Below are 23,034 nucleotides of genomic sequence, written 5' to 3' on the forward strand. Positions count from 1 at the left end.
ATCTATAATAAATTGTCATATTGAGCGTAGCGAAATATCTAATAGAATCTAAAAGGGGTGTTTCGTACTTACGCACTCAATATGACAAGAATATAGAATCTAAAACGACTTGACAACAACAAGATATACAATAATCACCATAAACAAAGTTGGAATCTCATTAAAAATACGGAAAAATCTACCGCTTTTACAACAAGAAACTAAAAGTTTTTTACGATAGAATCCACATAGAAAATGATACACTAAAAGCAATAAAACAAGTGTGAATTTCGCATGTATCCAGCCACCACTCTGCATAATGCCGGGCAAGGCTAGTGTAATCAAAGAGCCACTCACTAAAACAGCGATCATAGCAGGATAACCGATAGCATAATACAGCCTTTTTTCTTGCAGCTCGACTACACTTCTAAACCCAGCATTCTCATACTGCTCCGCATGATACACAAACAAACGCGGCAGATAAAACAGCATAGCCATCCATGTAATAATAGAAACTATGTGAAACACTTTAATATATAAATAATACTCAGCCAGCGTGTATCTAAAAGATTCTAGTAGCATAACATTCCTTTATAAAACTTAGATTGCAAGATAAATATGTAAAATCTATGTGTGTTAAAATCTTTCTCTAAGTTTCTAAACTTAGATTCTAGTGATTTAAAAATCTAGTTATCCCAAGATTCTGTATTATTTAAAATTCCATTCCACATAACCATAGATTTTTACATGTTATTACAAAGCAAAGTGAAGCTTTTATCGTATAAAGGCAAATATATAATAAATTACACAGCCAAACACTTAGAATCTTTAATGGCATATAAACAAGATTTTATGCAACTTAGGGCATACTACAAAGCTAATCAAGCATGATGATTTCTATCTTATTATTCATTGTATTCAAAGATTCTTTAATCTCATTATTATACGCACCAGCATTTAAGATTACAAGAGCATTGTCTGTATTTGCTAGAATCTGCGGGGAATATACACGAAGTTTTGTGCCATAGAGTCGTTTGTTTTGCTTGTTTGGATTATTATCTAAAATCGCTTCTATTTTAAGTGAATGTAATCCATGATAAAGAAGATATTGCGAGAAAAGATGTGCCCCAAAGAGATACACTTTCTTATTGGTTGATTCTAATCTTGCATTAAGCTTTGCAATCTGTGCGTGATAAAAATCATACATATTTAGAAATAGAGATTTGTTTTGCTGATACTCATTTGGCAATATGGGTTTATCTGTCAGTGTTTTGTCATATTGTGTCCAGTAAAAAATGCTATGGTCGCCAAAATAATGTTTTTTGTGAATCTTAAATTTATGTGTTGTAAGTAGAAAGTCAATCACTGCTTCAGTGAGTAAAATCGTATGTTCAAAGTTTAGGGTATTTGTCCATTTATTTTCTAGCCATTTTTGCATGTTTGGGACAGAGAAGAGCATCTTGCCCCCCCCCCCCCATAGTAGTGTCAATGCAAGTGGCATCAATGCTAGTAGCAGCAATGTCTGCTAGAAACCTATGTGGGTCATACATATGCTCAAAAGTGTGTGAATGAATGATTGTATCATAATCGCCTTGCTCTAGAATCTCTTTTGTGAAAAAAGATTCTATATACACAATGCGATTATCTTTGGTTGTCGGGTTTGGTTCTATGATATTCCATTCTAGCTTTTCTTCATATTGCAAACAATGCAAGGCTAGTTTAGAATGCCCACCGCCTATTTCTAAGACTTTTTTGGGTTGTGCCTGCATGATGAATTCCGCGAATTCTTTATGATGAGAATCCCAAAGACCTCCAACAGACCCAGCGTCATGTCCGTATTGATATAGCATATCAAGCGGGATTAACCTTTTTAGCTGAATGACACCAGATTTTGATATTGCAAAAGTTTGTGTAGCAATAATATCAGATTCCAAATCATCATGCGGTAAGCAACCACAAAATATAGGATAAGATTCACTATTTAGAATCTCCAAATCACAATCTTTTGTTATCACGCATTTTTCTCTGTCTATGTAAGGTATTGTATCCATAATATCTCCTATGATAAAATTAAAATGTGTTATTATATCAAAATACAACAAGTAGATTCTTTAGCATTAGAAAACACGCTCAAAGCTTACAAAAACTAAAAACTTTTGATAAAATTGCATTGAACTTTAGCATAGACACAAGGCATGGTTATGAATGAAGCACAACAAAATCAAAACAATATAGCCCTTAATGATTCCTTATTTGAGACTTTTATACAAGAATGCTTACAAGCAAAAATGCAAGATTCACAAAGTAGCAATCCACTCTATCCCTTAATCATACAAACACGATATGCACTCACGCAAAGCACTCCCTTGCATTCGCAAAATAAAGCGATTATAAATCGCCTTTTACAAGACATTGATAAGCCTATGAAAGTAGCAATTATCGGGCAGTTTAGTAGCGGAAAAAGCACTTTTTTAAACGCACTTTTAGGTAAAGAGATACTGCCTAGCGGCATTACGCCCGTTACGGCAAAAGTGTGTGAGATTACTTATGGTGATGAGGTGGGGCTTGAGATTCACTACAAAAACAATGCGGTTGTAAATAAGCCTATTAGCTATCTAGGTGAGGTCGATGAGATAGAGAATCTAAAGATTTCATATTATAAATTATTCGTGCCACTTGAGCTTTTAAAAGTGGTTAGCTTCCTTGATACACCCGGCTTTAACTCACAGAATGAAAGCGACACAGAAACGACAAATACGATTCTAGAATCTGTTGATGGTATCATCTGGCTTACACTCATTGATAATGTCGGCAAAAATAGTGAAAAAGAGATTCTCCAAACCCATGTCAAACGATACGCACACAAAAGCCTATGCGTGCTAAATCAAAAAGATAGATTAAAAAGTGAGGAAGAGATTAATACAAGTATTGAGTATGCAAAAAGGGCGTTTGAGGGCTTTTTTGAAGAAGTGATTGCCATATCAGCAAAACAAGCCCTAGATTCTATAAATCTGGTTCAAAAAGATAGTGAGACTTTCTTTAACGCAGGTATTTTGTCGAGTTATAATACAGAATCTAATGGTGAAAATGCGACACATAATCTACATTCTAACAATAAGGAAGCACAAGATCTTTTTAAAGATTCTAATATCGGTGCGGTGCTAGACTTTATCTACAATGCTATCCGTCCAAAAGCTATTCAAGCAAAAGATTATAGAATCTTGCGGGATTTACGCACACTTATTGTGAGAGAAAAGTGGAAATTGCATAAGATAAATCTAGCATATAAAGAGCTTTACTCACTACTTAATGTATTCACACAAAAGCTACATTTTAATGCCTTGCAAAGCGATTTAGAAAAGAGCTTTCAAAAGCTTTTTGGGAATCTTGAGATACAATTTGATTCCATAGCACAAAAAATCTTTAATAGCTTTGAGCTAAAGCCCTTTGAAATCATGCGTGAGACAAAAAACTTTATCGGTATGAAATCTCAAATCACACAAACAAAAGAAGTCAATGTCCTGCCAAAAGAAAGGCTTATGAGTGAGCTATGCAATAATGACAATATGTATGCTAGAGAGATGAGAAAGCTAGGCTTTATGTTGAGTGAATTTGGGAGTGAGTTTAGCACCTTTATTGATACGCAAAAGACAGGGCTTTGTGATAGTTTGGAGCTATGGCGAGAGAGTGCCTTGCAGTCTTTAAGCCTTGCTTATTCTAGTGATATGGCGGTGAGTGATGGGATAATTGAGCGACATTTTAGAATCGAAGTGCTAGATAGCGAGATAACAAATGATTATAAAGCTACACTTTCACAATGTGTGCAAAACTTACAAAATGAGTTAGCAAATCTAGCACAATTCTTAAATCTAAACTTTCAAAATACAATTATGCTATGCTTGCAAAAGCTTCATTTTGAGGTAGAAAACGCACTCACAAAACATAAAACAAACCCCGATACCCTGCCACTTTATAACCCAACACTAGAGAATGTGCGAGATTTAATCAATCTAGGCTTACACTATCCACTCTATCAAGAAAAGCTAAGTCTAAACTTCCCTTTATATAAAAAGACACTTTGGCAAATCCAACAAAACCTAACAAAAGTCTATGAAGAAAAATACAAAGTCATACAATCATGGATAGATACAAATAAGCAAAAATACGCAATATTAGAAAAATGTGAGCTAGAACTAAAAAATCACAACAATAAAAACTAATACTTATAAAGCCTAACAAAAAAACTACGAAATCTTGTGAAAAATGAGTATAAGATGGTATAACCCACCTTATTCTTTAAAGGAAGATAATGTGAAAGAATGTTCTTAACTTAACCCAAAACTATCAAAGGAGAACCTTTTTTGTAAGAACACATAATCATGTAATATGATTACGCTTGAAAGTATAACAAAAGAAAACTTAAAAATAAATTAAAATAAGAATTATTACTATTTTTTATTGAAATTAATATTTGATATTAAATATATGCAATTCTTAATTGTTCTGCATATTACAAAGAGTTTGTATTGATAAATAGTCGTTTGAAATATTGTAAATGCTGCATGGATATAAAACATTGAATGCAAGATTCATGAAGTCTTCAAAACACAAATCACTTACGCACAAGAAAAAGCGTGAAATTCACCCACTTAAATAGAATCTCAACATGTTTAAATCCACAAGACTTAAGCATAGTGCAATTTTCACTCACGCTATAAGGCACAAGCACATTTTCTAGGGCTTCACGCTTTTTATAGATTTCTTTATGTGTGTAGCCTTGCTTTGCCTTATAGTTATAATAACACTCAATCATTTGACCCTCTAGTCTAGAATCATCGCTAATCACCTTTTCAGCAAACAAAAAGATTCCGTTTTCATTCAAACAATTATAAATTTTTTGTATCATGTCTTTTCTTTGCAATGGACGCACAAACTGCATAGTATAAAATGCCAAAAAAACATGTGTGGGCTTGAAATCAAATGTAAGAAAATCTGCTTGAAAAAAGTCAATGTTAAAGCCCATCGCTGCATTCTTTAGTTGCGCTCTTTCAATCATAGCTAGGGCATTATCTATACCATACAAGTGTGCTTTCATCTTGCATTCTTCTAGGCTTGCTGCAAGTCTTAATAATAGATTGCCTGTTGAGCTGCCAAGATCATAAATCACTGGGATTTCACTTGATTTTTGCATAGTTTGCAAATGTTCTCTTATAAAAAAAATGGCAAGATTCATCACCTCATCATAAAAGGGGATAGATCTCTCTAGCATATCATCAAACACACTTGCTACCATTTCGTTAAATTCAAACTTTGGCATGGGTTGCGTGGAATCTTGTAAAAAGATTCTATCTTTTTGTGTTGTATTTTTTGTAGAATTTAGATTACTGCTATTTTGAAACTTTGAAAAAGGTGAAATATCTTTGTTAGATTCCATGTTAGATATTTCATTCTCCCTTTTGCTTTGCTTTAGGCTAACATAACAAGAATTAGAATCTAGATTCCCTATCCTTTGAGTCCCTTCAAGGCTTTTATTATATTGTGTAGAATCTTTTTCATTCGTTGCTTGAGATTTGGTGTTTTTAGATTCCATATTTACCTTTTATTTTTTAATATCTTTATGGCATGTCTATTTTCAAACATAAGAAAAAGCAATTTACATTCAATAGCACATGCAATTCTTAGCTTTTATACAAAAATGCGATAAGCATTAGCTAAACTTGATACATTTTAAGAAACGACAAGCACATAAGCATAGCAATACTGCCAAATAAAATCGCGTCCATTCTATCAAGGATACCGCCATGTCCGGGTAGAATAGAACCAGAATCTTTTAAATCCGCCTTTCTTTTTAACGCACTCTCAAAAAGATCGCCAATGATAGAAATAACAACGACAATAGCACTTGCAAGTAAGGACAGATAAAAGCCACCAAAGATTCCAATACCTGCCACAGAGCCAATCATAATGCTACCTACAAGTCCGCATAAAGCCCCCTCAATAGTCTTTTTTGGAGAAGCCGCACAAAGCTTTGTTTTGCCAAACTGCCTGCCACCATAATAGGCAAAAATATCAGCCAAAGCCACAACCGCAATAAGCCATATAAGATAGCCCACACCATGAGCAGCATACAGCACAAAAAGGGCTACAAAAGGCAATGTAGGATAGATAAAAGGCAAGGCATACTTTGGATTGCTTTCACTTGCAACAATGCTTAATGAAGCAAGACAAAGTCCAAAAAGTGCTACAATGAGTGCCTCATGGCTATAATAGATTCCAACCCAAATTAAGATAGCAAGCAATAAACCTAATACATGAAAGCTAATTTGATACAGCCTTGTGCTTTCAAAAAATGCGATAAGATATAGCACACCCAAAAGCCCCCATGTAAGCGTTATATCATTGATAAAAAACACAATGGCAAGACAGATAATCATCGCAACACCACTCCAAAAACGCTTGGAATCCTGCATAATAACAGCCTTAAATTTCTTAACCATAACGACACTCCATATTGATAACTTGGTGTTATAATTCTACTAGAAAAAACATATATTAGGACAAAAAAATGAGAAATAATTACGACATAATTGTAGTTGGCGGCGGACATGCTGGTGTAGAGGCTAGTCATATTTGTGCGAAAATGGGCTTACAAACTCTACTCATTACTCATTTAATCGATAATATCGCCCTTGCAAGTTGCAATCCAGCAATAGGCGGCTTAGGCAAAGGACATCTCACAAAAGAGGTAGATAGCCTTGGTGGGCTTATGGGGGCAATCACTGATATTAGCGGACTTCAATACAGAATCTTAAATGCATCAAAAGGTCCAGCAGTGCGTGGCACAAGAGCGCAAATTGATATGGATTTATATCGCAAACATGCAAGAGATATTTTGCTGAATACAAAAAATTTACATGTAATACAAGGCAATGTTATAGAGATTCTATCTCAAACTAAAGAAGAGAAGACAGAAGCCATAGGTGTGAAACTTAGCATACAAAAAGAGTTTTTTGCTAAAAAGATAATCATTACAGCAGGCACTTTTCTCAAAGGCTTAATCCATATCGGTGAAAATAAAAGTGAAAATGGTCGTGCTGGTGAGATAAGCAGCAATGAATTGAGCGAGAGTTTAAAAAAGCTAAATATTCCGCTTTCAAGGCTAAAAACAGGGACTTGTCCCCGCATACTTGGGTCTAGTATCAATCATACAACACTTGAAAAACATTATGGAGATGCACATTATGATGAGTTACATAATCTTAGCGATTTACACACAGCAAGTCTTTTAACCGATGAGTATCAAAACACAAATCAACATATAGAATCTAATCAAAAAATAGCACAAGATAGCACACAAACAAAACAAGATTCACTTTTTAGAAACGCATTAGAGCATACAAGCTTACAAGAATGGAGTAAGTTTCAACATTTCGTGCAGAAAAATCTTAGCTTTCAGGCAAATGAAGATTCTAATGCAATATTACAACAAGAATTTACACAAGATTCACAAAATAGCAATAAGACAGATAGCTTTGAGTTTAAACAGCTTTTTATCACAAGCCATACTGAAGCACCATATTTTAGCCTTTTAACACATGATTATCTGCTTTATAATCGTGAGAATATCATCTCAAAATATCTTAAAAGGCGTATGAAGCATGGCTATTTCCGCCCAAAAGAGCTGCCCTGCTTTGTTACATATACAAATGAGAAAACACATAAGATTATAGAAGAGAATTTCTATCGCGCCCCACTTTTTACAGGGCAGATACAAGGCGTTGGACCGCGTTATTGCCCTAGCATTGAAGATAAGATTAATCGCTTTAGAGATAAGTTGCGTCATCAGCTTTTCTTAGAGCCACAGACTTATAGTGCTGGGGAATACTATGTAAATGGACTTTCAACGAGTTTGCCCTATGAAGTGCAAGAGCAGGTTATCCACTCTATTGAAGGCTTAGAAAATGCCATTATTACTCGTTATGGCTATGCTATTGAGTATGATTATAGTCAGCCTACAAACCTTTTTCACACTTTAGAATCTAGGATTGTAAAAAGTCTTTATCTAGCAGGACAGATTAATGGCACAACAGGCTATGAAGAGGCGGCGGCACAGGGGATTCTAGCAGGGATTAATGCAGCCCTAAGTTTGCTTTATACACAAGGCAAAAGCAAGAGAGAATCTTTAGTGCTTTCAAGGGAAGAAAGCTATATTGGCGTTATGATTGATGATTTAGTTACAAAAGGGACAAATGAGCCCTATAGAGTCTTTACAAGCAGGGCAGAGTATAGATTACTCTTGCGTGAAGATAATGCGTGTTTTCGTATGCTGCCTTATTCGCGTGAGCTAGGTTTGCTTGATGAAGAGATATTAAATCAGCTTGAAGTCGATTTAGAAAATATAGAAAAGCATTTACCAATACTTAGTGAATCTTATACGCCAAATAAGCAGAATCTTGAGCGATTAACCCGCATAGGTGAAGAAGGATTCCAAAATAAATGCCACTTTGGTTTAATACTTGGTAGAGACAGCATGAAACCTACAAAAATGCGTAAGCTAGACCCGCGATTTAGTGGCTTATCCGCTAGAGCGTTAAAGCAGCTGCAAATCCATGCGAAATATCAAAACTATATTGAAAAGCAAAGTGAGCAAATAAAGCGAAGTGAAAAGAATCTTCATATAGAGATTCCGCTAGATTTTAGCTATGAAGGCATTTCTGGCTTAAGCCTTGAAGTGATAGAGAAACTAACTCTAGCAAAGCCAAAGACACTCAAAGAAGCAAAGCTAATCAGCGGTATCACACCCGCAAGCCTTGAAGTGCTAGAACTCCATATTGCTTTGTATCATAAACGACAAAAAGAGAAAAAATAACACAAAACTATCTAAAATTTATAAGAGATAATAAGGGATAAAATGAGTTTTGCAGCAAGTAAAGATAAGTTTAATACTATAATTACGGGGGGGGGGGGGGAATATACCCAATTTTTAAGCGAACATTTAAGCTTTAACAAACAAGCAAATTTATACAAAAAAGATGGCTCTAAAAACGAGCAGTATTATAAGTGGCAGTTTTTATTCGCTCTCACAGATTCAGAGCTTTTTGCAAAGGATTATATAGGCACAGAGATTCACCTACCAAAAGGTAATAAAAATTCCGCTTCACTCAAAATTGATGCAGTCATTTTTGATGATAAAGCGTGGTTTGATCACTATAAAAGCTACCACAAAAACAATAATTTAGAATCTTTACAATGGCTGAAAAATCACATTTTATGCGTGATAGAATTCAAAAAGGAAGATTCTAAAAGGATTAAAGAAGTCTATGACAAACAGCTAAAAGCCTATATGAAAGAATGTGAAAACCATTTTTGTTTAGGCATTTTATATGATACTGAACGACTCTATATCTTTAAAAAGCAAGAGGGCAAATTCTTACGCTATTCTCAAGAGTTTAATGCTAAAGGGCAAGATTCTAAAACAGATGATTTAACCTTGCATTTGCCAGACCCCTATTACAATATCCCAGATTTTACACATTTAAAAAACTTTCAGAATCCAAAGCCCATTCAAAGAGAAAAACGAAGCATAAATGAGCTAGAAACTATCTCAGGGCTAAACTCCACAACGCTAAATCAAGCGATGTTTAATATACTCCACACGCTAGATTCTGTAAGCTTAGTCAACCAAAAAGGCTATGTGATTTTAATCCAAACTTTAGCTCTAAAAATCTATGATGAAAAGCATAATAATCCCTTGCGTTTTTATATCCTAAATGAAGAAACACAATATCAAGCATTAAGCGATGATACTATACAATCATTTATCACAAGGATTAAATCCGTAGTAGATGATGCTAAAGATGAATACAAAGAGATTCTAAAAGACAAAGAGCTAGATTATAAAAACGAAAATCACATAAAAGTCTTAATCTCTATCACCAAAGAGTTCCAAGACTACTCTTTCACACGATCTTATAAAAGCGATTTATATCAGCTTATTTTCCACCGCTTTGCAAGTGAATTTACCAAAGGCGATAAAGCACAATTTCTAACACCCCTGCCACTGATTGATTTTCTAGTAAGCATTGTTAATCCTAGAAATACTGAAAGTGTCATTGACCCCACGGTTGAGCATAGCAGATTTTCTCTCTATCTCTTATGTCAATTCCAATTCAAAATTAGATGATAAAAATATCTTTGGTATGGATATTGATAGTCAAATGATAAGCCTTGCTACTCTTAATATGCTTTTAAATGGTGATGGCAATGCCACGCTAGAGCATAAAGCAGGATTAGGCTCAATAGCTTATAAATTTGCTAAAGGCGGTGGGATTTTAAAGCTAGATTCTAATACCAACAAAAATGGCACATGGGACAATAGAGCGGATAATAAAGAGTTGAAAAAATTTGATGTCGTCCTTACAAATCCTCCATTTGGTGAGAAACGCTCTTTTAAACCAAACAAAAAAGAAGAAAAAGATATGATAGAGTGCTATGAAACTTGGGATTTTTATAAGAAAAAAGACGGAAGTGGCAGTATTGATTTAGGTGTAGTCTTTTTAGAAAACGCATATAGAATCTTAAAGGATAATGGGCGCTTAGGTATCGTGCTATCTAACTCCATAGCAAGCATTGATACACACAAAGACACTAGAGCATGGCTAATGGATAAAATGCGTATCGTAGCCATTTTTGACCTACCAGCAAATACCTTTGCAGAAACAGGTGTCAATGTCTCTTTAATCATAGCCTACAAGCCAGAAACAAAAGAGCTAGAAAGGCTAAAAAAGCAAGGTTATAGCATTTTTACAAAAAACATACAAAACATAGGCTATGAGATAAAGACAACCAATCGCGTAAAAAGCTTTGAAAAAGTCTATAAAATCCACCCAGAAACCTTTGAGATAGAAACAGATTTACAAGGCAAAGCAAAGCTTAATGAAGACTTTAGCGAGACTCTAAATGAGTTTAGACAATGGTGCAAAATGCAAGAAGAAACCCTACAAAATCTTTTTATTAAGGCAAAATAAATGGCTTATGTAGATATTCCGCAAACCATCTCTTCTAAAGAATTATTAGAAAATGATTGTAATTTCTCTGCTTCAAGTTATAAGTTTTTAACTATTGAAAAAACAAAACAACTTTTATCAAAAAAATATGAAAATTTGTTGCAGGATTTTTATTCACTTGATGGATATGCGTTTTCATCAAATATTTTTACTTCAAGTCCAAATTACGCTATACCACTCATACAAATATCAAATGTTAATCAAAGCGATTTTGCCCTTTCATCACAATTTGGCAGATTTATCCCTAAAATTCATATTAAAGAAAGATTTTTACTTGATAAGCCTTGCATACTTCTTTCTCTCACAGGCGGAGAAAATCAGGACAATATAAGTGTATTTTGCGAGGGGGATAAGAAATATTTACTCAATCAGCGAGTATCTGCCTATTTTCATAAAGCCAACGAATCTAGTTTTCTTTATTTGTTTCTAGCTTTTACAAAACATCATTTTTTTAAATCGCAAATGCAAGGTAAGGGCGGTGTGCAAAAAAATATTATTTCAAGTGATAAAGAAAAACTCTATATTCCAAAAATTACCGACAAAAAAACGATAGATTTCATAGAAACCCTTACAAAATCCATTATCAAAAAAGAAGCCTTAATCAAAACAAGACATAAAGAGATTTTAAACCTAATAGAATCTGAGCTTTTAAATAATCAATTACCAAATACCTTTACCTACACTTACCCAAATATTAAAGAATTGCAAATTGCAGGGCGACTTGATACGGGAATTTATTGTGAAGAGTTTAAAAAATGGAATTTTATTATAAAAAATTATAAATATGGAAGTAAAAATTTAATTGATAGAGGCTTTACTTATGCTCGTGGAACTTCATTGGAAAAAAACTTTATAGGCACTCGTGTAGATAGCGACACTTTTAAGAAAGGATATTATGAACTCCTAATTCCTACAAATATCACGGAGTTTGGCACTATTTCAAAAACTACTTTTATTGGCACTAAAGCAAAGTTAAAAACAATTCAAAAAGGAGATATAATTTTTGGCGGTGAGGCAACTTTTAAAAGCTGTGTGATTATAGATGACACACATAATATAGCAACGAACTATCACGGAATTAGAATTATAAATACAAATAATGATTTTATTGAAAGTATTTTTATGCGTTGTTTCTTGGAGTTTTGGAGGGTTAAGAAAATGCTAAAATTTATTAGCGTTGGCGGACAAGGTGGGCATTGTGCACCGAGCTATTTTCACCTGATAGAAACACCATTATTCCCCCAAAATCTACAAGAGCAAATAGCAAAGCTTTATCATAATGAAAACGCAAAGCTACCAGATCCTTTAAGTAAAAATTTCACACAAGATGATAAAGAGTTTTGTCAAGTTGCTGGAATCTATGAGCTAGACTTAAGCATTAAGCAACTAAAAACCACCCTTAACAGAATGATTGATGATATTATAAACGAGTAAAATAGCACAATTTAATTGTTATAGTATATCAATATGAGAGAAACACTATAACACCAAACCTTAAAACCTATATCCCCCTTGTATATAAAATTGTCGTCCCACTTCATAAACAGGCACGGCGGTAGTCCCAGCAGTAGCGGAAAAACTAGCACTTGCGATAGCAATATTTTTAGAATCTAGCACATTTAAAATATCGAGATTCACATAGGCTATATTGCCTTTTCCCATGTTAAATTCCACACCTAAACGCATATCCCAAGTAAATGCTCCCGGTATCATAAAGGCTTTAAAGGTATCTACTTTTGTTAAAATCCCATCGATTACAAAGCTATCTTTATCTTTATCATTAGTAACACTTGCCATTGTATTATATCCCGCACGATAGCGGAAGAAATTATTCCATAAAAATTTATAGCGTGAGAAAGCATAAGTATGTGTAAGATTCAGTCGCAAAGTATAAGGACGCACAAAGTTTTCTGCGGGTCTATCAGCATAACGCATAAGCACTCCATCATAGCTTATCCATTGATTTGCCAATTCCCCATTGGTTAAAATGTCTGTATAGTCAGCATAATTACGATAGACTCCAGTCCAATCAAACGCAAATAGATAATAATGCTTGATACCAAATGTATCAATCGTTTTATTATTTTGCAAGCTAATGCTTACAACATCAGTATCACTTTTTCCATCATTTGTATATACATAACGCAAATCTTTTGTGAGACCTGCTACATTGCTACTACAATTGCGTGTGCTTATATTGCCTTGTGGGTCTTTACAAGCCCTTCTTATCTCATCTCGTCCAAATCTATGGATATATTTCGCACTCAAATTAAACATATAGATTTGCTGTGAGATTCCAGCCATAAGCTCATCAGCATAAGGGACTTTTAGCTGTGAAAAGTTTGTATCATTTTTATTTTGTGTTGCGCTTGCATTTTCCCATGATTGCAAGTGGTCTTTACGCTCAAGGGTATATTCTAAGCTTGATCGTCCATCCATTAGGACATAGGTAAAAAGATTTCTTCCATAATAGCGGTTTGCCCCAAAGTTAAATGTTGTTGCAAAGTCTTTTAAGTCGTGATTCCATGGGGCGATATAGGCTAGACTTAGTCGTGGGGCTATCGGGGCTTTATTCATGTAGGTATCATAATCAAGCCTTATACCAAAACGCACAAGCAAATCACCATAAGATTTAAAATCAAACTTCATAGAATCTTCCGCAAACATTGCTGTATTGACATTGGATAGATTAATATTTCCAGCTTTATAGAGTGTAGCCTTATACATGTATTGTCCGTTATTATCTTTCCAATCATTTTGTTGATTTGCCACAACACCATTCGAACACCAAAAAGTTTCACTGCATGTTTGCCCGTTTTTAAGTGGCTTTGTAAAAGCAGATCCGCTAAATAGCGTATCTTCTGCTCTCTCATACAATGCATAAGTATAGCCTAAATCCATACCGACATTAAAGACATTTTCCCAAAAGCTTAGACTAAGCGGCTCAAACTGCTGTGCAACTCTCAAATCAAGCTTTGTCTGCGAAGTCTCAACATTACCATAACTGCCCTCTGACTGATTGCCATTTGGATTCCAATTTTTATCACTGCTATATCTCCAGCCTCTCATGTGCTGCTCACTGCCACTGCGAGAGTTTTCCATATAGTTAAAGCTACTTTGTGCGTTTAATACGCCTAATTCATTTTGATAAGTTGTCTTTACTCCTAGCTGATGTCCGCCACTTTGCAAGTAAAAATCAGAATCTCTCGTATTTACAATAAAATATTCATTATATTGCGGTGCATACGCATAGCTACTCTCTATTTGTATATTTTCTCCAATGTCATAATAGCCTTTTATAAAAAAGTTGTAGCTTTGTCGCTTTTGCGTTTTTATCGAGCTATCTGTGGTCGTGCCATTTTGACTTGATGTATAAGCATTAAGCGGGATAAAGCTTTGCATAGTGGTAAAACTTGCAATCACACCAGCATTATCGTTAAACTTAGATTCTATACTTGAGCGGATTGCATGTTTTATGAAATTAGGCTGCGCGCTTGCTGAAGTTGAGTTAAGAAAATTTTCATAACTTTGTGAGTTACTCTCATAGATATGATAATTTGTCAGTGAAAATTTATCATTAGCGGCATTTCCCTGCGAGATTTGATAGCTAATATTTGCGCCAAATTTCTTTATAGGTCTTTTTGTATTTGCCTCCACAACACCCCCTGTGAAGCCACCATAAGCAGCCGAGATATTAGAATCTTGCACTTGAATAGATTCTAAAAGACTTGTATCAATATTTAGTCCTTGACTTCTACCCGGAAGCGCATTGGCTGCGACTGGATTGCTACCTTGTGAGCCTGCAGGATCTAAGTCATTATTCATATTAAAGCCATCTAGCTGAAAGTTATTTTGATAGAAAAGTCCGCCACTAATGCTGATATTTGCAGGGTCAATCTCACCGGGTGTAGTGGATTTTAGCTGTGCGTTATCAAATTGCACATTAGGCAGTATCTTTAATATCGAGGTTATATCACCATTGCCACTAGGATTAGAATCCAGAACACTTTTATTAAGCCTTGATCCACTTTGATAGGTTTTTAACTTAGTATTCGTTGTAACAACGGCATTGAGCCTATGTGTAACTTCTTTTGTGCCTTGTGAAGTTTGATCTTGTGAAAGTGTATTTTTACTCTCTTCTGCGTGTGTGAGATACACCATAGCTAAAACTATGATATAACACTTATTTAAATCTTTCATAACAACCCCTTTATTTTTAATTAAAAAAAGGAATTATTACTATTATTATATTAATATATACTTAAAATTATACAAATTGTTATTATTTTAAGGAATGCAAGACAATTGCATAGCATGTTGAAGTGCAATAACAAAAGAGAAGTTCTAAGTGTTATAATTTTGGAGAGAACCTATGTGAAAGTGCGACATACAATGACAAATATCTAAACTTCCAAAAAACACAAATAACACTGCTCACCCCCCCCCCCCTTAAGCAACAAAGTTTCTTGCAGATTATAGGTTATATTGAAATGACAAATATTCCTTAACCCAAGTCACTAACTCTACGCTATCAATTAAGCTACAAAAAAAACAATCCCGCACATATTTTGACACAAAGATCTGCTTTTTGCTTCACAAAATCTAGCACAGCAAAACGCCATGAAACATGGATTAATCATACACTACAGCAAAAGAAATAAATCACACCATTGTGATATTTATCACATAAAAGCAGATACAAAAATTATTTTTTTGTTGTTTGTGGTTGGCTCGTTACAACAATATCTTTTTTAATCTTATCAAAGATCGCTTGCCCTATGCCTTTTACCTGCATAATATCTTCAATCTTTTTGAATCTATTTTTTGTGCGATATTCAACAATCGCTTTTGCCTTTGCTTCACCGATACCATTTAATGTCATAAGCTCTTTTTGACTAGCAGTGTTAATATTTACCGCCGCAAAAAGAAAACCGGACAACATAACAAATAACAGCAAAAATCTCTTCATAACTAAAACTCCCAAATTAAAGATTAGACTTACAGCATAACATAAAAAATCCTATAATACTTTTTTCACCTCAATGCTTATTGCATTTTTGTGCATTATGTGTAAAAATGTGAATTATTTCATGCAGGTTTAACACATGAAGTTTCATATATCGCGACAAAGTTACTATAAAATCATCGATTATTTAACAATATAAGGAATTTTTGAGTGAGTTATACGCCTATTGTGCTTGGTATAAGCGGTGGAAGCTGTATTGAGTTGGCATTGCATTTTATAAAGAGATTCCCAAAAGATCGCGCACTCTATGTTGTGCCAACGCAAAATGCAGCCATGCTTTGTCAAGCAGAAAAGAAACAAAATCTTAGAAATCTTATCAATGCGATACGCACGGATAATCTCGTGATTCATGATTCTATGACAAGCCCTTTAGCAAGTGGCAGCTTTTATTTTGAATCCTGCATTATTTTACCAACAAGCAGTAACACACTATCAAGCATTGCAAATGGCTTGCAAAGCAATCTCCTTACGCGTGTAGGGGCTGTGTGTTTGAAAGAAAAGAGGAAACTAATACTTGGTGTAAGGGAAATGCCCTTAAGCGCTATTTTACTTGAAAATATGGCAAAGCTTGCTAATCTTGGTGTATATATCGCACCACCTATTGCTGGTTATTATGGCGGTATTTGTGATTTAGAATCCTTGCATGATTTTTTAATCGGTAAATATTTTGATATGCTTGATATACCACATGATTTATTTGTGCGTTGGGGGACAAATAAACAAAATACAATCTAAACGAATATTGAAGCATATAGCATACAGAGGTGTTGGCTTGTTTGAACAAGCACTCTTGTGCCAAAGAAACGCATGAAAAATAACAAACTATAAAGCATGTTACTATTTTGTTTATACTTATAGTGTAAATACTTATTTTTACATTTCATAAAGGAATATTCATGAGATTAACCCCAAGAGAGTTAGATAAGATGATGTTGCATTATGCTGGGACTTTGGCAAAGAGTCGCAAAGATAAAGGCATAAAGCTAAATTATGTAGAATCTATTGCCTATATTTCTATGGAGATTATGGAACACGCTAGAGAGGGCAAAAAAAGTGTCGCTGAACTCATGCAGTTAGGCAGGACGCTTTTAAAAGCAGATGATGTGATGGAAGGTGTAGCAAATATGATACATGATGTGCAAGTTGAGGTGAGTTTCCCTGATGGCACAAAACTTGTTACAATTCATAATCCTATTGAAGAGAGTGGCAAACTAAAACCGGGTGAATTTATCCTAAAAGATGAAGAGATTGTGTTGAATGCAAATAAAGATTCTATCAGCATTAAGGTTACGAATAAGGGCGATAGACCTATACAAGTAGGCTCACATTTTCACTTTTTTGAGACAAATAAGCTTTTGGTATTTGATAGAGAGATGGCTTATGGCAAAAGGCTTGATATTGCCTCTGGGACTTCTGTGAGATTTGAGCCCGGAGAGACTAAGAGTGTAAATCTCATTAGCTTTGGTGGGAATGAGAGGCTATATGGATTTAATGACTTAGTCAATGGGCAAATAAGCGAAGCCAATAAGCAACAAGCCTTAGATAATGCGAGAAATAAGGGTTTTGTAGATTGAGTTAGGGTGATTATTCTTTTAAATAAGAATAGGGTTTTGTTGTATTAAGTGAAGTAGCAAGACTTTATTTTGTTATTGAATATGTATTTTGTTGTTTTGCATTAAGGATAAAAACTCTTCTTATAGAAAGAGATGTTTCAGCACTAAAGTGCTTCAACATGACAAACCAATACAACATTTATGTTGAGTGTGAAACACAAAATATCTGTATTTTACAAAAGAGTTTTGACACAAGCGTGTTAATATGACAAACAAAGCCAAAAGATTCAGTAAAATTTAAGCTTAAGGGCTTTGAATAATAAATTATAAGAAAGGAAAAACATGATAAAAATAAATAGACAAGAGTATGTCTCAATGTATGGACCAACAACGGGTGATAAGATAAGACTAGGCGATACAGAATTATTCGCAGAGATTGAAAAAGATTATGCGATATATGGAGAAGAGATTAAGTTTGGCGGTGGCAAGACTATAAGAGATGGTATGGCACAATCTGTGAGTGATAGTGAAAATGAGCTAGATTCTGTAATCACAAATGCAGTTATTATAGATTACACTGGAATTTATAAAGCAGATATAGGCATAAAAAATGGAAAGATTTTTGGCATTGGAAAAGCGGGGAATAAAGACACACAAGATGGCGTATGTGATAAACTTATTGTTGGCACAAATACAGAAGTTATCGCTGGTGAGGGACTAATCGTTACTGCTGGTGGCATTGATACGCATATCCACTATATTTCACCTACACAGATTCCAACGGCTTTATATAGCGGCGTTACCACTATGATTGGTGGTGGCACAGGTCCTGCGGCTGGGACTAGTGCGACGACTTGCACACCGGGGAGTTGGCACATGCGTGAGATGATTAGGGCGACACAGCATTATGCTATGAATTTTGGCTTTTTTGGTAAGGGTAATAGCTCGAATGAAAATGCTTTGAGTAAGCAGATAGAATCTGGGGCTTTGGGCTTAAAGGTGCATGAAGATTGGGGTTCAACACCCGCAGCGATTAATCATGCACTAAATATTGCAGATAAATATGATGTCCAAATCGCTATCCATACTGATACACTCAATGAAGCTGGTTGCATGGAAGATACACTGCAAGCAATTAATGGCAGGACGATACACACTTTTCATACAGAAGGTGCAGGTGGCGGACATGCCCCTGATATTATCAAAGCAGCAGGGGAACTCCATGTATTACCCGCTTCAACAAATCCTACGATTCCCTTTACGACAAATACTGCTGATGAGCATTTAGACATGCTTATGGTTTGCCATCATTTAGATAAAAATATTAAAGAAGATGTAGCCTTTGCAGATTCTAGAATCCGCCCTGAAACAATTGCTGCGGAAGATACCCTACATGACATGGGAATCTTTTCTATCACAAGCTCTGACTCACAAGCTATGGGTAGAGTTGGCGAAGTCATCATTAGGACTTGGCAAACAGCTGATAAGTGTAAAAGAGAGTTTGGTGCATTAAAAGAAGAAAAAGGCGATAATGATAACTTTAGAATCAAACGCTATATCGCAAAATATACCATAAATCCAGCGATAGCGCACGGCATAGCAGATTATGTTGGCTCTGTCGAGATAGGTAAAATCGCTGATTTAGTGATTTGGAAGCCAAGCATGTTTGGTGTGAAACCTGAAATGATTCTTAAAAATGGCATGATTGTCGCAGCAAAAATAGGTGATAGCAACGCTTCAATCCCAACACCACAACCTATAGTCTATGCTGATATGTTTGGTAGTGTGGGAAGCGCAAAGTATGATTGCGGATTTACCTTTGTATCAAAAGTAGCTTTTGATTCTAATATTAAAGAAAAATATGGGATAGAAAGAAATATTTTGCCTGTAAAAAATTGTAGAAATATCACAAAAAAAGATATGAAACATAACGATGTAGTAGAAAAAATAGAAGTAGATTCTGAAACCTATGAAGTAAAGGTAAATGGAGTAAAAATCACTTCAAAACCCGTTAGTAAAGTGTCCTTAGGGCAGCTTTACACTCTCTTTTAAGGTGTGGTAAATGCTAGAAATTGTATTGCTTTATGTAGCCATTGTGCTTATTAATAATGGAATCTGTAGGCTTAGCAATATCGATAGCAAGAGTGCTTCTATTATGAATATCTTTGTAGGCTTACTCTCTGTTATTATTAATGTTATAGCCATTATACATGGTGATTTTAATAATGATAAAAGTGATTTTTATGCAGCAGCGACCGGCTTATTATTTGGCTTTACTTATTTATTTGTCGCTGCTAATAATCTTTTTAATCTTGATACAAGAGCGTTTGGCTGGTATAGCCTATTTGTTGCGATAAACTCCATTCCAGCGGCATATTTGAGTTATAAAGATGATGTCGTGCATATCTCATTTACTGCGATATGGCTTGCATGGGGAGTATTATGGCTCACTGGCTTTATTGAGTGTGTGCTAAAGATTGAGTTAAAGTTTGTGCCTTATCTTGCTATTTTTGAGGGCATTGTTACAGCGTGGATACCTGCTTGGTTATTTTTCATGGGTATTTGGAGCATGTAGTGATTATTGCAGAGATTTTAGGGAATCTAAGAGATATTAAAGAGACTGATATACACATAGATTCTATAAATATTGAGTGGTTTAACACAAGAAAAAGAATCGCAAGATATACTTCACAAAGTGGAATTGATATTGCCTTAAAGTTTGAGAAGCCCCTAACTATCGGGCTAAATCATGGCGATATTGTATTTAGAGATGAAAAAAGCATAATCGCAATATCCATTCTGCCAACGCATATCCTAAATATATACGCAAAAACAGAGCTAGACATAGCAAGGCTTTGCTATGAGATAGGTAACTATCATTTGCCTTTATTCCTTGGAGAGAATGCGTTTCATTTTCGCACACCTTTTGAGATACCACTGCAAAGAGTGCTTGATAGATATAACATATTCTACAAGGAAGAAGAGGGTATATTAGATTCTAAAGATAGACTACAAGCAAGTCTTATAGCCCCAGAGCCAAGTCTTAAAATTGCAAATGATTTTAAAGTGATAGTGAATAGTAAATAGGCTATTGTTTAGAATCTTTTAAGCAAAATTAAGCATAAGATTTTATAAAAGATTCTAAACAGAATCTAATAAGGTAGAAGGATATTAAAACATGGATTTTTTACTTTTACAGATTAATGACTCGGCATTTCCTATCGGTAGTTATACGCAGTCTTTTGGGCTAGAAACCTATGTGCAAAAAGGCTTAATCACCAATAAAGATGAAGCCTATAATTATTTACACACTCTGCTTTACACACAAATGCTTTATACAGATTTACTCGCTATAAGACTAATCTATGAAAGCAAAACTTTAGAATCTATTCTTAATATAGAATCTTTAATCAACGCTTCAACCCCAGCAAGAGAGACAAGGGAGGGTATGCAAAAAATTGGCTTAATTTTCATTAAAACTTTAGAATCTATGAAGCTAGATTTACCCCCGTTTTTTAAGGAGTATATAAAAGATTCTATATATCCTACACATCAAAGTGCCTATGCGGTATTTTGTAAAGCAATGGCTATTAGTTGCAAAAAGTCAATACAGCATTACACCTACGCACAAATCTCAAATACCCTTACAAATTGCGTGAAGCTTATCCCCTTATCTCAATATGATGGACAGGCGATACTTGCAAGATTACACACAGATTTTAACACTATTTATGAAAAGATTCTAGAATTAAGTGAAGATGAGTTTTGCAATGCTTTCGTGCATAATGATATGCAGGGCATGCTACATGAGAGTTTGCACTCAAGACTTTATATGTCGTAATTTATAAAAAGGATAAATATGGTAAAGATTGGAATCTGTGGTCCGGTAGGCAGTGGTAAAACCGCTTTGATTGAAAGTCTTACAAGGCTTATGAGTAAGGATTATTCACTTGCGGTTATAACAAATGATATTTACACAAAAGAAGACGCAAACTTTATGTGTAAAAACTCTGTCCTACCAGAAGAAAGGATAATCGGCGTAGAGACAGGCGGCTGTCCCCATACTGCAATTAGAGAAGATGCGTCTATGAATCTTTGTGCGGTAGATGAGATGGAATCTAGATTTAAAGATTTAGAGATTCTATTTATTGAGAGTGGTGGGGATAATCTATCGGCTACTTTTAGCCCAGAACTTGCTGATTTTACAATATTTGTGATTGATGTATCAGGTGGGGATAAAATACCAAGAAAGGGTGGTCCGGGCATTACAAGGTCTGATTTACTCATTATAAATAAGATTGATTTAGCAGAATATGTTGGGGCAGATCTTAGTGTAATGGATAGAGATTCTAAAAAAATGCGAGGGGATAAGCCCTTTATCTTTACAAATATTAAAGCTAAAGTTGGATTAGATGAGGTGATAAAGTGGATTAAAAAATACGCACTTTTAGAGGATTTAGCGTGAGTAGCTACGCACAGACAAGCAAACTTTACTGCCATGTAAAAAAGGGGGCAAGTGGAAAAACAATTATAGAATCTATGTTTTTCACACCGCCCTTAAAGATTATCGCTCCATTCTATGAAAATGATATAGCAAATATCATGCTGTTAAATGTATCCGCAGGGCTTATGGCAGGAGACATGCAGACTATAAATTTTGACATTGACACACAAGCAAGAGTGAAAATCACCTCACAAAGCTATGAGAAAATCCACAACACGCAAGATAGCCTTGCCATGCGTAATACGACACTAAACCTTGCAAATGACGCTTTGCTAATATATACGCCACTTCCCTGCATTCCCTTTGCAAACTCAAGTTTTAAAAACACAACGACAATACATTTACAAGAAGATTCTAAGCTATATTATGGCGAGATTTTTTGTGCGGGACGCATAGCAAGAGATGAAATATTTGCTTTCAAGCACTTTCATCAAAGGCTTTTTATCTATCAAAATAACGCATTGATATTTTATGATAATATGAACCTAAAACCAGATTCTATAAATCTTAGAAGTATTTGTGCTTTTCATACTTTTACGCATTATCTTCATTTTGTAATCTATGATAAGAATGCAAATAGAGAGAAACTACAAAGCATTATAGAAGATTCTAAAACTTACACTGCCCTAAGCTTACATAACGATATGATTATCATAAAAGCCCTTGCAAATGAGAGTGAAGATTTGCTAGAGCTGCAAAAGAAACTTTATGAATGAATGCCTAAACCTATTCCCAAGTTGCACACATATTGCCAATATTTTCACCCTTTCAATTATATTCAAGTAACAACTTAAAACATAAGCTTTTTGTTTGATTTTTGTATTTTAACTTTGGAAAGTTATTAATCGGGTAAGGCAAAATTAATACAACATGCATGATAAAAACACCATCATAATTCACCATTTG

Annotated in this window: 20 protein-coding genes; 13 read left to right on the forward strand and 7 right to left on the reverse strand. The window is 34.8% G+C overall.

Features of this window, described 5'->3' with window-relative positions; all coding sequences use genetic code 11:
• Window positions 1-99: 99 nt before the first annotated feature.
• The 3 genes from hemJ to XJ32_RS12880 form a co-directional block, all read right to left on the reverse strand.
• Window positions 100-561, reverse strand: coding sequence for a protoporphyrinogen oxidase HemJ (gene hemJ, locus XJ32_RS07270; protein ID WP_004085929.1), 462 nt, complete (start codon window positions 559-561; stop codon window positions 100-102).
• A gap of 295 nt (window positions 562-856) precedes the next feature.
• Window positions 857-1,438 carry a ubiquitin family protein gene (locus XJ32_RS12875; protein ID WP_223808304.1) on the reverse strand — a complete coding sequence of 194 codons (582 nt, stop codon included), beginning with the start codon at window positions 1,436-1,438 and terminating at the stop codon, window positions 857-859.
• On the reverse strand, window positions 1,395-2,030 hold the full coding sequence (locus tag XJ32_RS12880; RefSeq protein ID WP_254422309.1) for a class I SAM-dependent methyltransferase: 636 nt from the start codon (window positions 2,028-2,030) through the stop codon (window positions 1,395-1,397). The genes XJ32_RS12875 and XJ32_RS12880 overlap by 44 nt, the downstream gene beginning before the upstream one ends.
• Before the next feature lie 150 nt (window positions 2,031-2,180).
• Between XJ32_RS12880 and XJ32_RS07280 the strand changes: the two genes are divergently transcribed.
• Window positions 2,181-4,199, forward strand: coding sequence for a dynamin family protein (locus XJ32_RS07280; protein WP_077388847.1), 2,019 nt, complete (start codon window positions 2,181-2,183; stop codon window positions 4,197-4,199).
• Window positions 4,200-4,591: 392 nt separating this feature from the next.
• Here XJ32_RS07280 and cmoA read toward each other — a convergent pair whose 3' ends face one another.
• Together cmoA and XJ32_RS07290 are read right to left on the reverse strand one after the other, a co-directional pair.
• A complete protein-coding gene (gene cmoA / locus XJ32_RS07285; RefSeq protein ID WP_167620014.1) occupies window positions 4,592-5,296 on the reverse strand; it encodes a carboxy-S-adenosyl-L-methionine synthase CmoA in 705 nt (234 codons plus the stop codon).
• 394 nt (window positions 5,297-5,690) lie between these two features.
• Window positions 5,691-6,476 (reverse strand): phosphatidate cytidylyltransferase, encoded by a 786-nt coding sequence (locus tag XJ32_RS07290; protein WP_077388848.1) that lies wholly within the window; start codon window positions 6,474-6,476, stop codon window positions 5,691-5,693.
• 68 nt (window positions 6,477-6,544) lie between these two features.
• On the opposite strand from XJ32_RS07290, the gene XJ32_RS13420 reads away from it, so the two are divergent.
• From XJ32_RS13420 to XJ32_RS07305, 4 genes are read left to right on the forward strand one after another with little or no spacing between them, the layout of a single operon-like run.
• Window positions 6,545-8,848 carry a tRNA uridine-5-carboxymethylaminomethyl modification enzyme MnmG/GidA gene (locus tag XJ32_RS13420; protein ID WP_077388849.1) on the forward strand — a complete coding sequence of 768 codons (2,304 nt, stop codon included), beginning with the start codon at window positions 6,545-6,547 and terminating at the stop codon, window positions 8,846-8,848.
• 42 nt (window positions 8,849-8,890) lie between these two features.
• Window positions 8,891-10,162, forward strand: coding sequence for an N-6 DNA methylase (locus XJ32_RS12480; RefSeq protein WP_217332050.1), 1,272 nt, complete (start codon window positions 8,891-8,893; stop codon window positions 10,160-10,162).
• Window positions 10,092-11,006 (forward strand): HsdM family class I SAM-dependent methyltransferase, encoded by a 915-nt coding sequence (locus XJ32_RS12485; RefSeq protein ID WP_217332051.1) that lies wholly within the window; start codon window positions 10,092-10,094, stop codon window positions 11,004-11,006. The genes XJ32_RS12480 and XJ32_RS12485 overlap by 71 nt, the downstream gene beginning before the upstream one ends.
• A complete protein-coding gene (locus XJ32_RS07305; RefSeq protein WP_077388850.1) occupies window positions 11,007-12,479 on the forward strand; it encodes a restriction endonuclease subunit S domain-containing protein in 1,473 nt (490 codons plus the stop codon).
• A 60-nt stretch (window positions 12,480-12,539) separates the two neighbouring features.
• Here the strand turns inward: XJ32_RS07305 and XJ32_RS07310 are convergent, their stop codons facing one another.
• Both XJ32_RS07310 and XJ32_RS07315 read right to left on the reverse strand, forming a co-directional pair.
• Window positions 12,540-15,245 carry a TonB-dependent receptor gene (locus tag XJ32_RS07310; protein WP_077388851.1) on the reverse strand — a complete coding sequence of 902 codons (2,706 nt, stop codon included), beginning with the start codon at window positions 15,243-15,245 and terminating at the stop codon, window positions 12,540-12,542.
• A 505-nt stretch (window positions 15,246-15,750) separates the two neighbouring features.
• The gene (locus XJ32_RS07315; RefSeq protein ID WP_077388852.1) at window positions 15,751-16,014 is read right to left on the reverse strand and encodes a ComEA family DNA-binding protein; all 264 of its coding nucleotides are present in this window, start codon (window positions 16,012-16,014) and stop codon (window positions 15,751-15,753) included.
• 207 nt (window positions 16,015-16,221) lie between these two features.
• Here XJ32_RS07315 and XJ32_RS07320 point away from each other — a divergent pair, with 207 nt between their 5' ends.
• The 8 genes from XJ32_RS07320 to XJ32_RS07355 all read left to right on the forward strand — a co-directional run bounded on the left by XJ32_RS07320 (window position 16,222) and on the right by XJ32_RS07355 (window position 22,844).
• A complete protein-coding gene (locus XJ32_RS07320; protein ID WP_077388853.1) occupies window positions 16,222-16,806 on the forward strand; it encodes a UbiX family flavin prenyltransferase in 585 nt (194 codons plus the stop codon).
• 161 nt (window positions 16,807-16,967) lie between these two features.
• Complete coding sequence (gene ureA / locus XJ32_RS07325) at window positions 16,968-17,645, forward strand: urease subunit alpha (RefSeq protein ID WP_077388854.1); 678 nt, start codon at window positions 16,968-16,970, stop codon at window positions 17,643-17,645.
• A 321-nt stretch (window positions 17,646-17,966) separates the two neighbouring features.
• Window positions 17,967-19,676 (forward strand): urease subunit beta, encoded by a 1,710-nt coding sequence (ureB, locus tag XJ32_RS07330; protein WP_077388855.1) that lies wholly within the window; start codon window positions 17,967-17,969, stop codon window positions 19,674-19,676.
• 10 nt (window positions 19,677-19,686) lie between these two features.
• Window positions 19,687-20,199 carry an AmiS/UreI family transporter gene (locus XJ32_RS07335; RefSeq protein WP_004088058.1) on the forward strand — a complete coding sequence of 171 codons (513 nt, stop codon included), beginning with the start codon at window positions 19,687-19,689 and terminating at the stop codon, window positions 20,197-20,199.
• The gene (locus XJ32_RS07340; RefSeq protein WP_254422310.1) at window positions 20,166-20,711 is read left to right on the forward strand and encodes an urease accessory protein UreE; all 546 of its coding nucleotides are present in this window, start codon (window positions 20,166-20,168) and stop codon (window positions 20,709-20,711) included. The genes XJ32_RS07335 and XJ32_RS07340 overlap by 34 nt, the downstream gene beginning before the upstream one ends.
• 91 nt (window positions 20,712-20,802) lie before the next feature.
• Window positions 20,803-21,465: an urease accessory protein UreF gene (locus tag XJ32_RS07345; protein ID WP_077388857.1), complete on the forward strand. Its 663-nt coding sequence runs from the start codon at window positions 20,803-20,805 to the stop codon at window positions 21,463-21,465.
• Between the two features lie 18 nt (window positions 21,466-21,483).
• On the forward strand, window positions 21,484-22,089 hold the full coding sequence (ureG, locus tag XJ32_RS07350) for an urease accessory protein UreG (protein WP_005219126.1): 606 nt from the start codon (window positions 21,484-21,486) through the stop codon (window positions 22,087-22,089).
• The gene (locus XJ32_RS07355; RefSeq protein WP_077388858.1) at window positions 22,086-22,844 is read left to right on the forward strand and encodes an urease accessory protein UreD; all 759 of its coding nucleotides are present in this window, start codon (window positions 22,086-22,088) and stop codon (window positions 22,842-22,844) included. Before ureG ends, XJ32_RS07355 begins: the two co-directional genes overlap by 4 nt.
• Window positions 22,845-23,034: the final 190 nt, after the last annotated feature.

Origin of the sequence: Helicobacter bilis (assembly GCF_001999985.1) — a bacterium.
GTDB classification, from domain to species: Bacteria; Campylobacterota; Campylobacteria; order Campylobacterales; family Helicobacteraceae; genus Helicobacter_A; species Helicobacter_A rappini.

Bases quoted from the DNA above. Each gene is read 5' to 3' on its own strand.
- hemJ (WP_004085929.1), bottom strand. From the start codon at position 561: ATGCTACTAGAATCTTTTAGATACACGCTGGCTGAGTATTATTTATAT.
- XJ32_RS12875 (WP_223808304.1), bottom strand. From the start codon at position 1,438: ATGCTCTTCTCTGTCCCAAACATGCAAAAATGGCTAGAAAATAAATGG.
- XJ32_RS12880 (WP_254422309.1), bottom strand. From the start codon at position 2,030: ATGGATACAATACCTTACATAGACAGAGAAAAATGCGTGATAACAAAA.
- XJ32_RS07280 (WP_077388847.1), top strand. From the start codon at position 2,181: ATGAATGAAGCACAACAAAATCAAAACAATATAGCCCTTAATGATTCC.
- cmoA (WP_167620014.1), bottom strand. From the start codon at position 5,296: ATGCCAAAGTTTGAATTTAACGAAATGGTAGCAAGTGTGTTTGATGAT.
- XJ32_RS07290 (WP_077388848.1), bottom strand. From the start codon at position 6,476: ATGGTTAAGAAATTTAAGGCTGTTATTATGCAGGATTCCAAGCGTTTT.
- XJ32_RS13420 (WP_077388849.1), top strand. From the start codon at position 6,545: ATGAGAAATAATTACGACATAATTGTAGTTGGCGGCGGACATGCTGGT.
- XJ32_RS12480 (WP_217332050.1), top strand. From the start codon at position 8,891: ATGAGTTTTGCAGCAAGTAAAGATAAGTTTAATACTATAATTACGGGG.
- XJ32_RS07305 (WP_077388850.1), top strand. From the start codon at position 11,007: ATGGCTTATGTAGATATTCCGCAAACCATCTCTTCTAAAGAATTATTA.
- XJ32_RS07310 (WP_077388851.1), bottom strand. From the start codon at position 15,245: ATGAAAGATTTAAATAAGTGTTATATCATAGTTTTAGCTATGGTGTAT.
- XJ32_RS07315 (WP_077388852.1), bottom strand. From the start codon at position 16,014: ATGAAGAGATTTTTGCTGTTATTTGTTATGTTGTCCGGTTTTCTTTTT.
- ureA (WP_077388854.1), top strand. From the start codon at position 16,968: ATGAGATTAACCCCAAGAGAGTTAGATAAGATGATGTTGCATTATGCT.
- ureB (WP_077388855.1), top strand. From the start codon at position 17,967: ATGATAAAAATAAATAGACAAGAGTATGTCTCAATGTATGGACCAACA.
- XJ32_RS07335 (WP_004088058.1), top strand. From the start codon at position 19,687: ATGCTAGAAATTGTATTGCTTTATGTAGCCATTGTGCTTATTAATAAT.
- XJ32_RS07345 (WP_077388857.1), top strand. From the start codon at position 20,803: ATGGATTTTTTACTTTTACAGATTAATGACTCGGCATTTCCTATCGGT.
- ureG (WP_005219126.1), top strand. From the start codon at position 21,484: ATGGTAAAGATTGGAATCTGTGGTCCGGTAGGCAGTGGTAAAACCGCT.